This window comes from Stenotrophomonas sp. STEN013 (assembly GCF_056760355.1).
This window is the reverse complement of sequence record NZ_JBRREO010000001.1, coordinates 643,256-659,003: the sequence shown is the minus strand read 5'-3', so window position 1 is coordinate 659,003 and position 15,748 is coordinate 643,256. Positions and strand designations below refer to the sequence as shown.

Annotated in this window: 12 protein-coding genes; 8 read left to right on the top strand and 4 right to left on the bottom strand. The window is 64.0% G+C overall.

Annotated elements, in window-relative coordinates; genetic code table 11:
- Nucleotides 1–6 precede the first annotated feature (6 nt).
- From gnd to folK, 6 genes are all read left to right on the top strand, one after another.
- Entirely contained in the window at nucleotides 7–915 is a 909-nt protein-coding gene (gene gnd / locus ACVOMH_RS02805) for a phosphogluconate dehydrogenase (NAD(+)-dependent, decarboxylating) (protein WP_481550975.1), read from the top strand.
- 15 nt (nucleotides 916–930) lie between these two features.
- The gene (locus tag ACVOMH_RS02800) at nucleotides 931–1,317 is read left to right on the top strand and encodes a BON domain-containing protein (RefSeq protein ID WP_083468401.1); all 387 of its coding nucleotides are present in this window, start codon (nucleotides 931–933) and stop codon (nucleotides 1,315–1,317) included.
- Nucleotides 1,318–1,468: 151 nt separating this feature from the next.
- A complete protein-coding gene (locus tag ACVOMH_RS02795) occupies nucleotides 1,469–3,274 on the top strand; it encodes a sensor histidine kinase (RefSeq protein WP_054657868.1) in 1,806 nt (601 codons plus the stop codon).
- Nucleotides 3,275–3,284: 10 nt separating this feature from the next.
- A complete protein-coding gene (locus tag ACVOMH_RS02790) occupies nucleotides 3,285–3,725 on the top strand; it encodes a response regulator (RefSeq protein ID WP_481524024.1) in 441 nt (146 codons plus the stop codon).
- A 6-nt stretch (nucleotides 3,726–3,731) separates the two neighbouring features.
- Nucleotides 3,732–5,255, top strand: coding sequence for an ATP-binding response regulator (locus ACVOMH_RS02785; protein ID WP_481550974.1), 1,524 nt, complete (start codon nucleotides 3,732–3,734; stop codon nucleotides 5,253–5,255).
- Nucleotides 5,256–5,398: 143 nt separating this feature from the next.
- Nucleotides 5,399–5,887, top strand: a complete 489-nt coding sequence (gene folK / locus ACVOMH_RS02780; protein ID WP_481550973.1) for a 2-amino-4-hydroxy-6-hydroxymethyldihydropteridine diphosphokinase — start codon at nucleotides 5,399–5,401, stop codon at nucleotides 5,885–5,887.
- Nucleotides 5,888–5,893: 6 nt separating this feature from the next.
- Here folK and ACVOMH_RS02775 read toward each other — a convergent pair whose 3' ends face one another.
- Entirely contained in the window at nucleotides 5,894–6,631 is a 738-nt protein-coding gene (locus ACVOMH_RS02775) for a pteridine reductase (protein WP_481524021.1), read from the bottom strand.
- A gap of 54 nt (nucleotides 6,632–6,685) precedes the next feature.
- Here ACVOMH_RS02775 and ACVOMH_RS02770 point away from each other — a divergent pair, with 54 nt between their 5' ends.
- A complete protein-coding gene (locus ACVOMH_RS02770; RefSeq protein WP_481550972.1) occupies nucleotides 6,686–7,870 on the top strand; it encodes a class I SAM-dependent methyltransferase in 1,185 nt (394 codons plus the stop codon).
- The gene (locus ACVOMH_RS02765; RefSeq protein ID WP_481550971.1) at nucleotides 7,858–8,253 is read left to right on the top strand and encodes a VanZ family protein; all 396 of its coding nucleotides are present in this window, start codon (nucleotides 7,858–7,860) and stop codon (nucleotides 8,251–8,253) included. Before ACVOMH_RS02770 ends, ACVOMH_RS02765 begins: the two co-directional genes overlap by 13 nt.
- 225 nt (nucleotides 8,254–8,478) lie before the next feature.
- Here the strand turns inward: ACVOMH_RS02765 and ACVOMH_RS02760 are convergent, their stop codons facing one another.
- The 3 genes from ACVOMH_RS02760 to ACVOMH_RS02750 all read right to left on the bottom strand — a co-directional run bounded on the left by ACVOMH_RS02760 (nucleotide 8,479) and on the right by ACVOMH_RS02750 (nucleotide 15,538).
- Complete coding sequence (locus ACVOMH_RS02760; protein WP_481550970.1) at nucleotides 8,479–10,833, bottom strand: beta-N-acetylhexosaminidase; 2,355 nt, start codon at nucleotides 10,831–10,833, stop codon at nucleotides 8,479–8,481.
- Between the two features lie 120 nt (nucleotides 10,834–10,953).
- Nucleotides 10,954–12,426: an outer membrane protein assembly factor BamB family protein gene (locus ACVOMH_RS02755; protein ID WP_481550969.1), complete on the bottom strand. Its 1,473-nt coding sequence runs from the start codon at nucleotides 12,424–12,426 to the stop codon at nucleotides 10,954–10,956.
- A 163-nt stretch (nucleotides 12,427–12,589) separates the two neighbouring features.
- Entirely contained in the window at nucleotides 12,590–15,538 is a 2,949-nt protein-coding gene (locus ACVOMH_RS02750) for a TonB-dependent receptor (RefSeq protein ID WP_481550968.1), read from the bottom strand.
- Between the last annotated feature and the right edge of the window lie 210 nt (nucleotides 15,539–15,748).

The window sequence follows — 15,748 nt, the reverse complement described above, 5'->3', positions numbered from 1 at the left end:
TGCGGCGTGCAACTGGGAATGATCGGTCTGGGGCGCATGGGCGCCAACATGGCGCAGCGGCTGCATCGCGCGGGTATCCATGTGCACGGCTTTGATCCCGCGGCCCAGGCCCGGGAGCAGGTATCGGCTGCCGGTATTGCCACCAGCGACACGTTGCAGGATCTGGTTCACGCAATACCCGCGCCCCGGCGGCTGTGGCTGATGGTGCCGTCCACGGTGGTGGATGCAACGCTGGATGCGTTATTGCCGCTGCTGTCGAACGGAGACGTGGTGATCGATGGCGGCAACTCCTGGTACAAGCAGTCGCAAGCGCGGGCGGCCCGCTGCGGTGAGCGTGGGGTCGCCTTCGTCGATTGCGGCACCAGCGGCGGCATCTGGGGGCTGGAGGAGGGCTACTGCCTGATGGTGGGCGGCGATGTCGGCACGCTGGCCGGACTGGCGCCACTTTTCAGGGCGCTGGCGCCGGCCATGGACCGGGGCTGGGCGCACGTTGGACCGGTGGGTGCCGGACACTTCTGCAAGATGGTCCACAACGGCATCGAGTACGGAATGATGCAGGCCTATGCCGAAGGCTTTGCCTTGATGGAAAAGAAGGCCGAGTTCGAACTGGATCTGGCCCAGGTGACCGAGCTGTGGCGCCATGGCAGCGTGGTGCGCTCCTGGTTGCTGGATCTCGGTGCCGACGCGCTGCGGGATAATCCCACGTTGGCGGGGATCGCCCCTTATGTCGAGGATTCGGGGGAAGCCCGTTGGGCAGTGGCCGAGGCGATCGATCTGGAGGTGCCGGCGCCGGTGATCACCCTGTCGTTGCAGGAGCGCTTTCGCTCACGTCAGCGCAATTCCTTCACCGACCGGATGCTGGCGGCGATGCGCCGTCAGTTCGGTGGTCATGCGATCAGGAAGACAGATGCATAGCGCTGGAGGCATCAGATGGGCACAGGCCGGCGGAGCAGCGCTGCGATGAACAAGACAACGCGTGGGTTCGTGCTGGGCCTTGTCTGCACACTGCTGGTGGATGCCGCGATCGCGCAGCCAGCCAGCGGGACAGATGCCGTGCCAACGCCTCCGGCCGATGCATCCACGGCATCGGGTGATGCGTGGATTTCCACCCGGATCAAAGCCGCGCTGGTCCCGCTGGTGCGTGAGCGTCGTGCCCAAATCGCGGTCGAGGTATCGCAGGGGCGTGTTGTGCTAGCGGGAACCGTGGAAGGGGAGCTGACCCGGCAGCAGATCATCGCGTTGTGCATGCAGACCCGCGGCGTTGCCACGGTCGATGCTTCCGCGCTGAAAATCACGGGATTTGCCATGCCGCGTTGAACGTCGCATGAAGCCGGGCGCGGCGTTCACTCCGCGGGTAAATCATGCAATGCTTCGGCGGCAGGTATCCGGCGGGAAAGTTCAAGCCTGCTCCACGCAGGTGATAGACCTATCCGGCTGTTTGTAACGGCCAGCAATGCAAGGGGAGATGATGCTGTCAAGGTTCACCGATGATGGTTGGGACCGCTGGCGATTGATCGGCCTGGGCCTGGCGGCCTTCCTGATCATCGTGGTTCCAGCACTTACCATGCGGCAGCTGTCGCGTGAAAGCGTCAATGCCGCCAACTGGGTTGCCCATACCCAGGCGGTGGGCGCGCGCCTGTACAACCTGCAGGCCGATATCCGCGATGTGGAGTCGGCGGCACTGACCCTGTCCAAGGGTATCCAGTCTCCAGCCCTGGATGAACGTCTGCAGAGGATGGACCGCATGCAGGCCACCATGCAGGAGCTGGCCGAGCTGGTCAAAGACAGTCCGGAACAGCTGGTACGCATGGGCCGCATCGAGTCGATGCTCGAGCGCCGCATGGAGCTGGCCAAGGAAGTGGCACAAAGTCCTGATTCCCCGCACCAGCGGGCGATGATCGAGGAGATGACGTTCCGCTATCCCATCCGCATGCTCGTGGAGGAACTGCAGCAGCACGAGGAAAAACTGCTGGCCGACCGCGCCGCCACCGCTGAACGACGGCAGCGTGTGTCGTCGATCGTCTCGTGGAGCGCGCTGGTGGTGCAGCTGCTGTTGCTGAGCCTGGTGTTGTGGCTGCTCAAGCGCCAGATAGGCGGCCGTGCCGAGGCGGAGTTGCGCCTGATCAAGGCCAGTGCCCGCGCCAACTCGGTGCTGCAGACCGTCCGCGAGCCGATCGTGCTGCTGGATCACGAACAGCGGGTGGTGCTGCACAACACCGCGTTTTCAGAGCTGTACAGCGTCAACCACGAGGACATCAACCAGCGGCCGCTGCAATCGATCGGAGATGGAGTGTGGGCCGATGCGATCATCCGCCAGCGGTTGGCGGACGTGCTGTTGCGTGGACGCGAGTTGTGGGATTTCGAGCACGAGCAGCGCAGCATCGATGGCATGGTAAGAACCATGCTGATCAATGCCCGGCGCATGCCCTTGCCGGATGCGGACGATGAAGTGGTGCTGATGACCGTCAGTGACATCACCTTGCAGCGCGCCGTGCAGGTGCGGGTGGAGGAGCTCAACCGCCAGCTGGAAGGCAAGGTCGAGCAGATGGCCGAGGTCAATCGCGAGCTGGAGGCGTTCAGCTACTCGGTATCACACGATCTGCGTGCACCGTTGCGGCATGTGGCCGGATTCGCCGACAAGCTCGGACGCCATCTGGGCGACGGCGCCGACGAGAAGACGCGCCACTATCTGGAGGTGATCACCGGTTCGGCGCAACGGATGGCGGCGCTGATCGATGACCTCCTGGTCTACTCGCGCCTGGGACGCGGTGCGATGCGGATGCAGACGGTGGATATGCAGTCGCTGGTGGACGATACCCGCTCGTTGCTGGATTCCAATCTCAAGGCCGAGGAGCCGGAGAATGGTGCCCACCGCGAGATCGAGTGGAAGATCGGGCCGCTGCCGGTGCTGATCGCCGACGAGAACATGATGCGGCAGGTGTGGTTGAACCTGCTGGGCAATGCGGTCAAATACACTGCCGGTCGCGACAAAGCGGTGATCGAGGTGACGTCCCGGGCACTTGCCGACGGCGGTCAGCAGTTCTCCGTGCGTGATAATGGCACCGGCTTCGACATGCAGTACGCCGGCAAGCTGTTCGGGGTGTTCCAGCGGCTGCACAAGGCCAGCGACTACCCGGGTACCGGCATCGGGCTGGCCAGCGTGCGCCGGGTGCTGATGCGCCATGGCGGGCGCATCTGGGCCGAGGCCGAGACCGACAAGGGCGCAACGTTCCATTTCATTATTCCCCCGCAAGCGCCTGAGGCGCACAGTTGAAGGTTGTGACATGAATCCACTCCGTACGATCCTGATTGCCGAAGACAGTTCCGCCGACGCCGAAATGGCGATCGACGCTTTGCGTGATGCGCGCCTGGCCAATCCCATCGTCCATGTGGAAGACGGCGTGGAAGCGCTGGATTTTCTGCTGCGCCGTGGCGCCTTCGCGGGTCGCGAGGATGGACTGCCGGCGGTGTTGCTGCTGGATATCAAGATGCCGCGTATGGATGGCCTGGAAGTGCTGCAGCGCATCCGCGCCGAGGAAGAGCTGAAACGGCTGCCGGTGGTGATCCTTTCGTCCTCGCGCGAGGAAAGTGATCTGGCCCGCAGCTGGGATCTGGGCGTGAACGCCTATGTGGTCAAGCCTGTCGACGTCGACCAGTTCTTCAGCGCGGTCAAGACGATCGGTACCTTCTGGGCGGTGATCAACCAGGCCCCCGAGCTGGAGTGACGGCAGATGCCAAATATGGGAGCTCCGTTGGGCCCGCTGCGGATCCTGCTGGTGGAGGATTCGCAGGAAGACGCAGAGTTGCTGTGCGACCAGATTCTGGACGCCGGGCTGGAGGCGCGTTTCCAACGCGTTGACAGCGAGCAGGATCTGCTGGACGCGTTGGCGGAGGAAGCGCCGGATATCGTGCTGTCGGATCTGAGCATGCCGGGTTTTTCCGGCTATCAGGCGCTGCGGATCGTGCGTGAGCTGCATCCACAGACTCCCTTCATTTTTGTTTCCGGCACCATGGGTGAGGAAACCGCAGTGGAAGCACTGCATAACGGCGCCAACGACTACATCATCAAGCACCTCCCGGCCCGGCTTCCTTCCGCGGTCGCACGCGCCATCCGTGATGCGCGCAGTGCGCAGGAGCGCGCGCGCGTCGAGGAGGAGCTGATGCGTGCGCAGCGTCTGGAAAGCCTGGCGCTGCTGGCGGCGGGCTTGAGCCATGATCTGCGCAATATCCTGCAGCCGCTGCTGATCGTGCCGGATCTGATCCGTGACCGCAGCGATGATCCCAAGGTGATCCGCCTGGCGGATGTGATCGCCGAATGCGGGCGTCGGGGTCATGAGATGGCCGAGTCGATGCTGTCTTTCGTGCGCGGTTCGCGGCAGCCCAGCGAATCGGTCGGAATGTCGCGCCTGTTCCAGGCGGTGGGAATGCTGCTCAAAAGCAATATTCCCGCGTCGGTCGAGCTGCATCTGGAGGTGGCCGACGAACGGCTGGCGGTGGAGGCCAACTACACGGAGCTGCAGCAGGTGCTGCTCAATCTGTGTCTGAACGCGATCCAGGCCATGCCCAATGGCGGGCAGTTGCGGCTGGTTGCCGAGCGCGCGTTTGATCCGGTGGCAGGCGAACAACTGTGCATCCGCGTGCAGGACCAGGGCGTGGGCATGGATGAAGCGACGCTGCAACGGCTTTTCACTCCATTTTTCACCACCAAGAGCACGGGCACCGGCCTGGGTCTGATTTCATGCCGGCGCATCGTCGAGGGCCTGGGAGGCGTGATCAGCGTCCAGAGCGTGCCCGGACAGGGCACCTGCTTTGATCTGCTGCTGCCGCTGAGTGCGGAGCTGGCGTCTGATGACGGTGAGCGGCCGGCCGCGATTCCGGGCGGACGCGGGCAGCGTGTACTGATCGTTGATGACGAAGCGGTGCGGCTGTCGTTGCTGGGCAACGCGCTTTCCAGTCAGGGCTACCGCTTGCGTCTGGCCGCGGATGGCGCCGCGGCGCTGCGGCACCTGCAGCAGGCAGGATTGCCGGATGTGCTGCTGGTCGATGCGGGCATCCCGCTGCTGTCGGCCGGCCAGCTGCTGGCTGAAATGCACGGCATGGGTTTCCATGGCCCGGCCATCGTGCTGGAAGAGGCCGGTGAGCGGGTTTTCGATCAGATACCTCCACCGCCGGGCATCCGGGTGCACACCCTGCCCAAACCGCTGGAAATGCAGCGGGTGTTCCGCGCGGTGGCCGATGCCCTTGGCGTCAGCTGAGTTCTGCTGGCGTCAGTACCATGATTTATCCGACGCCAGCGTCGGCATTGCTTCACTGCTGCCCTATCATGTGCGCTCCGATTCCACGCGGCCTTGATGATGGTGCCAACCACCACGGCAGTGCCGCAGGCAAGTGACAACCGATGACCACCGTGCTCTTGAGCCTGGGCAGCAATCTGCGGCCGCAACACTATCTGCATCTGGCGGTGGAAGTGCTGCGCGGGCGTTTTGGCCCGCTGCGCGTGTCCCCGGCCTATCGCACCCCCGCGGTCGGCTTTGACGGGCCGGATTTCCTCAACAACGCGGTGATGCTGGAAACGCAGATGCCCTTGTTGGAGCTGGACCAGTGGCTGCATGCGGTGGAGGATGCCCACGGACGTGACCGCAGCGGCCCGCGCTTCAGTGACCGTACGCTGGATATCGACGTGGTGTATTACGGCGATCTGGTGGTGGAAGGACCGGGCCATCTGCGCATTCCGCGGCCCGAGCTCAAGCATGCGTTCGTGCTCAAGCCGTTGGCCGATATCGCCCCGGATTTCGTTGATCCCGTGCGCCACCAGACCCTGCGTCAAATGTGGCAGGCCCACCCGCAATACGGCCAGGCCTTCGACGTCGTCGAACTGGAAGCCTGAGCCGGCTCAGGTCAGCGTGCGGCCGCCATCCAGTCGCAGGGTCTGCCCGGTGATGTAACCGGCATCGTCCAGCAGCCAGCGCACCGCCGAGGCGATTTCGTGCGGCGTGCCCAGACGGTCCAGCGGCGTACGCTCCATCAGCTTCTGTTTGGCCGCCTCACTCTTGCCCTGTTCCGGCCAGAGGATGGCGCCGGGCGCGATCGCATTGACCCGCACGTGCGGGGCCAGTTCCAGCGCCAGCGTGCGGGTGGTCATTTCCAGTGCCGCCTTGGCCGCGCTGTAGGCGGGGTGGTCGCGCAGCGGCTGGGTAGCGTGCAGATCGGTCAGGTTGACGATGGCGCCGCGCTGGCGGCGCAGGTGTGGGGCGGCGGCCTGGGCGAGAAAGAAAGGCGCGCGGGCATTGACCGCAAACAGCTCGTCCCACTGTTCCGGCTGCACCTGTCCGAACGGGGTCGGGAAGAAGTTGGAGGCATTGTTGACCAGCGCATCCAGCCGCCCGAAGTGGCTGACGGCCTGTTCCACCAGATCCGGCAAGCAGGCAACATCGCGCAGATCCGCTTCCAGCGCCAGCACGCTGCCTGGCCGTTCACTTTCCAGATCGAAGGCCAGTGACTGCAGCTCCTCGCCGGACTGGTGGGCGTGCAGGGCGATGCGATAACCATGGGCATGCAGGTGCCGCGCAATGCCGGCGCCGATCCGGCGCGCGCTGCCGGTGACCAGGGCCACCCGTTGGGATTCTGTCATCTGTGGTTTCCTCACTCGGCTATCCTGTGCATTGTCCCCGTAAACCGCCGCATCATGCACGCCGACCTGCCCACGCCCGACCCCGAAGCGCTTGCGCACAGCCAGCAGCTGGCTGACCACCTGCGCGCCGACATCTTCGCCCAGGGCGGTGCGGTGCCGTTTTCACGTTTCATGGAGCTGGCGCTGTATGCCCCGGGCTGGGGCTATTACAGTGCCGGCGCCAGCAAGTTCGGTGCTGCTGGCGATTTTGTGACCTCGCCGGAGATGGGGTCGCTGTTCGCTGCAACCACCGCCAACGCCTTGGCACCGGTGCTGCAGCAACTGGGTCCGCAGGCGCGGATGCTGGAGCTGGGGGGCGGCAGTGGCGCATTCGCCGAGGTCATGCTCAAGCGTCTGCAGGAACTGGATGCACTGCCAGCGCGCTATGCGATTCTCGAACCTAGTGCGGATCTGCGCGAGCGCCAGCGGGAGCGGCTGGCCAAGGCGCTGCGCGCGGAGGTGTTCGCACGGGTCCAGTGGCTGGACCGTCCGTTCGATGACGACTGGGACGGGGTGGTGTTCGCCAACGAGGTGATCGATGCATTGCCGACGCCGCGCTTTCTGGCCAGCGACGGCGAGATCTACGAAGAAACCGTGGAGCTGGATGGCGAAGGCCGTTTCGTGCGCGGCGCGATGCCGGCCGATGCGTTGTTGCGTGCATCGGTCCGCCACATCGAGGCGTATCTGGAGGAGCCGTTCGCCCACGGCTACCGTTCGGAGGTGCTGCCGCAGCTGCCGTACTGGATACAGGCCGTCGCCGGTGGCCTGCGGCGTGGGGCGATGTTGTTCATCGACTACGGCTACCCGCGTGCGGAGTTCTACCGCCATGACCGCACCGATGGCACGCTGCGCGCGTTCTACCGGCATCGCGCGCACAACGAGGTGTATCTGTGGCCGGGGCTGCAGGACATCACCGCATCGGTGGATTTCACCGCGCTGGCCGAGGCCGGTACCCACGCCGGTTTTGATCTTGCCGGTTACACCAACCAAGCCAGCTTCCTGCTCGGCAACGGTATTACCGGGCTGCTGGAACAGGCCGAGCAAGACGCTGATGAACGCGGGCGGGTAGGTCTGCGCAATCAGCTCAAGAAGCTGACCTTGCCCAGCGAGATGGGCGAGCGTTTCCAGGTGATGGGCTTCAGTCGCGACGTGGATTTCTCGGCGACCTTTCTGATGGGCGATCTGACTTGGCGCCTGTGAGCACGGTGCTTAAACCGTTGCGGCACGCGCGGTTGTGGTTGGGATTGTGGTGCGTGGCATTGCTGGGGGTGATTGCGGTGTGTCTGATTCCACCGCCGCCGCTGGCATTGCCGCCCAACAGCGACAAGCTCGAACACTTCCTCGCGTATTTCGTGCTGGCCGCCTGCGCCGTGCAGCTGTTCGCCACACGTCGCGTGCTGGTCGCGGTTGCGCTGGGACTGGTGCTGATGGGGATTGGCATCGAGTGGGCGCAAGGTGCCCTGACCGCCACCCGCATGGCCGATCCGATGGATGCGCTGGCCAACACCAGCGGTGTTGTCGCGGGGATGCTGACCGCCCTGACACCACGGCGCGATCTGCTGCTGCGTTTGCAGCCGCGTTGAGCGGCGGTTCCAGTCTGGAATCCGGGTTGCCGCTGCAACCAGCGGGTGCGGTGCGCCGCCGAAGTGCCGTCGCTCACTATCCGGCTTTTCCACACGCGGGCGGGCTGCTACGGTTGGCAGGTCACCGGGGCCCTGCGCGGCACCGGTGACGGCTGTAAAAGATGGCGCGGTGCGGGCCGCAGGGTGGAGAGGACCCTGGGGAACGCACCGCGCCCTCCCGGGTAACTACTTGGCCGGTTGCAGCTGGATCTGGTCCAGCACCCACATCTGCGGGCGGGTATCGCCACTGAAGGTCATGCACAGATCGGTGATCTGTTCGGCGCCCTTGCGCAGCGGTGCTTCCAGTTCGATGAAGCCGTCCTTGCCCGGATGTTGCGGCAGCGGTACCGACGCCAGCACGCGGCCTTCGCAACCGGCGCGCACCTCGAACTCGCCGTACCTGGCCACAGGCTTGCGGTAGCCGCGGCGGGCCTCTTCTTCCTTCAGCAGGCCGAAGTTGTAGGGGATGCGGCCGGCGCGGACCTTGAACGCGGCGATGTCCTGCAGCTGTGCGTCTTCCCACAGCCAGCACGGGTTGAAGATGCTGACATCGAAGTTGTCCCGCCCGCTGCCCTCCAGCGGATTGTCGTCTTCCAGGCGCAGCAGCAGGCGGCCGCCTTGCGGGCATTGCGCCAAGGTCTTGTCGGTGCGGGTCAATAGCGAGGCGGCATCGAACGTCCAGCTGCTGGGGGCATTGGCGACGGGCTTGCCGTTGAAGAAGGTCAGCGCCTTCAACTCCGTGGGCACCGGGAGCGTCAACGCACCGGGGTAGGCCGCGGATTGTGCAGTGGGCAGGCTGCCGTCGGTGGTGTAGCGGATGTCGCGGTAGCCCAGTGGATTGGACAGCTCTACTGTCACCTTGTTGCCGGCGCGGTCGTCCTGCCGTTTCATTGCCACGGCCAGTGCGGTCTGGCCATAGGCGATATCCAGCGCCTTGTAGCGTTGCAGCTGTGCCGGCAGACGGGCCAGGAAGTCGTCGTAGCTTTTGCGCGCCAGCGGCGTCCAGGCGATCTCGGCCAGCGCCGACATGCGTGGAAACAGGTTGTGCTGCAGACGTTCGAACGTGCGGGTGTGCTCGGTCCACATATTGGCCTGAACGCCCAGCACATGCTTGCGCTGTTCGGCATTCAACTGGGCCGGGACCGGATCGAAGGCGTAGATGCGCTGCATCGAGGTGAACTTCGGGCGGCCCGGCGGCTCATCCGGCGAGTTGGTCTGCAGGAAGTCCAGATACAGCGTATTGCCCGGTGTCATCACCACATCGTGGCCATGGGTGGCTGCCTCGATGCCGCCCTCGATGCCACGCCATGACATCACCGTCGCTTCCGGAGGCAGACCGCCTTCGATGATCTCGTCCCAGCCGATCAGCTTGCGGTCGTGGCTTTCCAGGAACTTCTCCAGACGCTTGAGCATATGCGACTGCAGCGCCTCCTCATCCTTCAGCCCCAGCTCGCGGATGTAGGCCTGCACCTGTGGCGAGTCCTGCCACTGGTATTTGACCGCCTCGTCGCCGCCGATATGCACGTACTGGCCGGGGAACATCTCGATCACTTCGCTCAGGATGTTCTCCAGGAACTGCAGGGTTTCCTCGCGCGGATTGAACAGATAGGGATTCACGCCCCAGTTGTGCGAGGTCTGGGTCGGGCCGTTGACCACCCCATGTTCCGGGTAGGCGGCGACGGCAGCCTGGGCATGGCCTGGCACGTCGATTTCCGGCACCACGGTGATGTGGCGGGCGGCAGCGTAGGCCACGACATCGCGGATCTGGTCCTGTGTGTAGTAGCCGCAATACCGGTTGGGTGAACCGTCGGCCTTGACGCCTGCCTCGCCGGCCGGCACGCGGCAGCTGCCGACTTCGGTCAGCTTCGGATAGCGCTTGATCTCCATGCGCCAGCCCTGGTCGTCGGTCAGATGCCAGTGGAATACGTTGAGCTTGTGCATGGCCATGGCATCGAGCAGGCGCTTGATCTGCTCCACGCTCTGGAAGTGGCGGGCCGAATCGAGCATGAAGCCACGCCAGGAAAAGCGCGGTGCATCCTCGATGCGCAGCGCACCCAGCGTCACCGAAGCGGACTGCGCCGGCGCCAACATCTGCCAGATCGACATCGCGCCGTAGAACAGGCCGCGGTCGTCGCTGGCTTCAACCACGATGCCGTTGTTGTCCACCCGCAACGAATAGGCGTCGGCAGAGGCGCCATCGCGCGCGGGCAGCCGCTGGAAACGGATGCTGTTCTTGCTGGATTGTCCGGTCCCTGGCTGCAGCTTCAGTGGCGAAGTGTCGCCCAGCAGCTGGATGAACTGGCGTGCGACGGCCGCGGTGTCGCCATTGGCGATCACAAGGGTGGAGGCATCAACGGTGAAACGGCCGCTGAGCGGCTGCAGCACGGCAGGACGGGGAATGATGCTGGCACTGCTCGCATCCACCGGTTGCATCTGCGCCGACGGGCTGGCGTGTGCGGTCCCGGCCTGGCCTGTGGTGCTGGCGAGAATGGCCAGCATTGCCGCATGCAGGAGGTGGGTGGAGAGTCGGTGTCGGGTCATCGTGAATCCTCTTGGTCGATGTCAGGTGGCCGTGGCCAGCCGGGTGCTGCGTTTACAGCTGGTTGTCGGAATGACGGGTGCGATCCGGGCGGGGGAAAAAAACACACGATGCACTCTGGGTCAGGGGCTGTGTGCCGTGGTCCGCGCTGTGGCCGAGGTTGCACGGAGCATCGCATCCAGATCAAACCCCATCAGCACACCCTCGATGTCGGCGGCCACCAGCGTTGTCGCATCACCGGAAACACTGCCGGCGATGCCCCACTGGAAGCCGCGTCCGGGCGGTAGCGAGTAGGCGGAAAGCCAGCGCCCATCACGTCGATCCAGCACACCGATACCGGCGCCGTGTTCGAGAAAATAGGGGTGGCCAGCGGCCATGCCGATCACCAGGTGATCGCCCAGCGCCAGCGGCGTGCCCCAGCTCCAGCCGCCGACATCGGTACGCCAGAGGACGCGACCGTTGATGATGTCGATGGCGCTGACCTTGCGCAGGTCGGAGGAGCCGATGTACAGCGTGTTGCCGTCGAAGGCAGGTTCCGATTCGATCCACGACGTCCAGAACTGGGTCAGCCACAGTGCATTGCCGGTGCGTGCATCGACGGCATGCAGCACGCCACTGCGGTCGTTGCAGAATACCCGGCCGCGATACACCACCGGGGCTGCCCCGGGGCGTGCCGGCATGCGGTATTGCCACAGCGGGCTGCCGGTACGGGCATTGAGCGCCTGCAGCACGCCTGCTTCGGTAACCACAAACAATTGCTGGCCATCGCTGGCGAGGCTGTGCAGGATGCGGCCTGGCAGCTGCCGCTTCCAGCGACTGGCGCCGGTATGCATATCCAGCGCTTGCACGCTGCCGTCGCTGCCGCCGATATGGAGCTGGCCATTGGCGAGCAGCGGGCGCAGGCCCTGCCACTCCCAGGCGGCGGATTGCGGGTTGGGCGGTTCACGGCTGCTGCGTGCGTCCTGGATCGACGAGCGCCATTGTTCGCGCCCGCTTTTGCGGTCAAGCCGGTGCAGATAGCCGCCATCGCTGCTGATGAAAACCGCATCGTCGGTCAGCAGCGCGGTTGCATAGATCGGATAGCCAAGCGCGCTGCCCCAGCGCACGCTGCCATCGGCAAGATCGATGGCATACAGGCTGCCAGCGGTGGTGCCGAGATAGGCGACGCCGTTGTCGGTTACCGGCGAGGCGAAGATCTGGCCACCCAGATGGGCCTGCCAGCGTGGACCCGGTAGGGATGTGGGGGCATCGGGCGCGCCTGGCGTGGGCAGCATGTCGCGTTCGCCACGCTGCAGGCGCATACGTTCGCCGTTGCCAAGCAAGGTGCCGACGAGTTCGTTTCCCTGCCTGCGCAGCGCCATATGCAAGTTGCGGTGAACCAGGGTGCCGCTGTCGTCCAGGTCGGCCTTGCCATGCAACGGCAGGGCGCGCAGATGGGCGATGGGCAGATCCAGCTGCATGTCGTAGCGGCCGTGGGCGTCTGCCTGCAGATTCAGGCCGATGCTGACTTTCTCGCGCGGACTGCCGATCTCGCCAAGCCAGTAGCCGGAGAGATCATCAGCGGCGATGGCTGACAGGCCCAAGGCAAGCAGCATCAGCAGCACAACGCCTTGCACTGTGGGTGCGAGCAGAAGCGGCCGGTGGGGGGCCTTGGCAAAGAAGGGGTGTCTCATGCGCGCGATGACCTGTACGAACTGCGGAGTGAGCTTGAGCCTGGCGGGAGCTCTCGGCTCCCGCCAGGTGGTTTTGCATTACGGCTTAGAAGGCGAAGCGCAGTGAGGCCATGTAACGGCGGCCACTCTTGTAAGCGCCATTAAGCAGCTTTTCGGCGCCAAAGTAGCTGTGATACTGCTCGTCAAGCAGGTTCATGCCTTCAAGTCCCACGCTGAGATTGTTGGTGATCTTGTAGGAAACCGATGCATCCAGTGAGTGGTAGTCCATCGTCCACAACTGCTGGCTGCCATTGATGCGAGTGAAGTACTTGTCACGCCAGTTGTAGGTGATGCGGGCAGTAAAGCGGTCGTTCTCGAAGTATGGGCTGATGTTGAATTGGTTCTTCGAGTTGTAAGGCAGCGGCAGACCACCACTGGCTTCACCGTCGGAATAGGTGTAGTTGGCGATCACGCCGAAACCAGCTCCAATGTTCTGTTGCCAAGCGATTGATGCGCCCTTGATTTTGGCGTCACCACCGTTTACCGGACGGTCAACCCGATACACCGCATCGTCGCGCTGGTTGTCGTTCCAGTGGGTTTCGTCCTGCGCCACATTGACGATGTAGTCGGCAACATCGCGGTAGAACAGGGAGCCGGCCAGGATCGCGTCCTCACTGAAGTACCACTCCGCCGAGAAATCAAGGTTGCTGGAGCGATATGGCTTCAGGTTCGGGTTGCCTGCTGCACCGGTCAGGGTCTGGTCGGACAGCCACATGTAACTGGATAGGTCCGAGTAGCCCGGGCGTGCCATGGTCTTGGCCGCGGACAAGCGCAGTACCAGGTCGTCGCTGGCCTCGTACGCGAGATTGAGGTTGGGCAGTACGCTGTTGTATTTGCTCTTGCGGGTAACGTAGTCAAACGAGGCGGCGATGCGTTCCTGACTCCATTCGCGCTCGGTGCAGCTCTTCAGCCCGGTGTTGCATTCATAGGCGCTGGAGGCGGATTCGGTGCGGACATAGCGTACGCCGATGTTGCCGCGCAGGCGGTCGAGGCTGAAGTCGGCCTGCACATAGGCGGCCTTGATGTCCTCCTCGATGGTCCAGGTGTTACGCACGAACTCCAGGTTGCCCAGCGTGGTGGATACCGGGGCACTCTGCCATGGCGCCAGCCAGTCGCCGCTGTTGATGTAGTCGGCGAGCTTCCAGCCATCAATAGTGAACCGGTTGCCCAAGTCACCATAGCCACTGAAGCCGTCGAGGTAGTTGCCGGGAAGCTTGCGTGGGTCGAACATGTCGGCCGTGGCATCGCCGTATGTGGAGACTGAGTCGAGCACCACGCCGCGCTGGATCTGGCCGGTTTCGTGCGAACGCTGCTTGTAGCCGGCGCGGATCAGGTAGACCGGGGAGTCGAGTTTGAAGCCGAAATCCACTTGACCGTAGGTCTCCTTGTCAAGCGTGGGCTTCTCGATCAGGTTGCCACCCCAGCCGCTTCGCCAGTTGCTTTGTGTCGGCGCATCGGTATGCCACGGGCTGGCGTAGCCCCCGTCCATGCGGAACATTTCCGGGTTGGTGAAGGGGTTGTCTCCGATGATCTTCAGCGTCGCAGGCGTTCCCGGGCCGTTGCCGATGGACCACTCGTAGTCCGCCGGTGCCAGGAAGCTGGCGTACACCTGCTCCGGACCGCCCTCAGCCTTGGTGCTGCCGATGTGTGTGGACGCGTACCAGCGATCGCCGTTCCAATCGAGTTTGATGTCGTAGGTCTCAGACTCGATCTTGGCGCGGCGGTTTTGCATATCGAACGTCATACGACCGCCCTTGTGCTTGCCGCCCGTGATCAGGCCGTCTTCGATGGTGACGTCAGTCAGCGTCATCAGGCTGCCGTAGGTATTTCCCGGCCATGCGAACATTGACTGCGCCATGTGGTCGAAGCTGGCGTCGATCTTCAGCGCATTGATTTCGATATTCAGTTGCTCAACCGGCTTGAACTGAAGGGAGGCGGAGTAGGTATTCCGCTTACGCTCCTGCTCGAAGAAGTGTGCACTGATTGTGCTGGGTCCGATCGCCTCAGGGTTGGAATTGAGCGCATCCGCACAGGCGCCCTGGCAGGTGCCTGGTTTCTGAGGCTGCTTGCCGTTGGGAAGTGCCGGCTGTGACCAGTCGTCGCCGGTGTTGTTGACCGAGCCGGCGGCACCATCCAGACCATCGCGGTAGTTTTTCGCACGCACCGTGTTGTAGGACTCGATGCCGTCGCGGCGGATACTCTCGTTGCTGGACTGGGCTGAAAGGATGAAGCCGAAATTGTCGGCGCTGTTCTTCCAGCCAAAGGCTGCGGACGCACTGGGGTCAGTCTTTTCGACGCGATCATTGCGGGCATAGCTGACCCGGCCGGTGATACTGATCTGCTCGGGCATATCCAGCGGCTTGCGTGTGGAAACGTTCACGGTACCGCCTATGGAGCCCTCGTCCAGACGCGCTTCCGGCGACTTGAACACTTCCACCTTGCCCACCAGCTCTGGTGCCAGCAGCGAGTAGTTGAAGGTCCGGGTCGGAAAGTCGGACATGTTCCAGTCGCCCGAGGCGATGGACTGGCCATTGAGCAGGGTGCGGTTCAAGGCCGGGTCGACGCCCAGGATGCTGACGCGTTCGCCCTGGCCGTAGGCGCGGTCGATGGTGACGCCGGGGATGATGGTCATCGCCTCGGCAACGTTGGTGGCCGGGAACTTGCCCACGTCCTCGGCGGTGATGACATCCACGATGGCGTCGGCATTGCGCTTGGTTTCCAGCGACTGCTGAAGGCTGGCGCGGATGCCGGTGACGACAACGCGGTCAAGCTCGGTGGCATCGTCCCGGGCGTCCTGCGCGACAGCCGAGAAGCTCAATGCCAGACAGCTGACGATGGCCGCGGTGAGCGGCGACTTGCGATGGTTCAAAGGTCTCTCTCCCTTTGCTGGTGGTGGCCAGCGGAGGGGCTGGCCGGCGATGTCCGCATGCGGGTTGCTTGCGGGAAAGCGTCGCGGGCGAAGCGCCGCGGATATGAGGACCCGGTCGTCGAGCAAGGACGGCCAGGTCGCGCGGCAAGCCGCCCTGTGCGATCGGGGTTGGTGAAGGCTTTCGATGGACTCGCCACAGAACTGCACGCAGGGCCGCCGGTGGCGAGGGCGCTATATCCGAGTGGCTGCACGGCTGGCTTGTCCACGTCATTCCTTTGAGTGCGTCATGGATGGCGCTGAGGTGTGGGTGAAGTGTGCAGTCAGCATTCGGTTAAA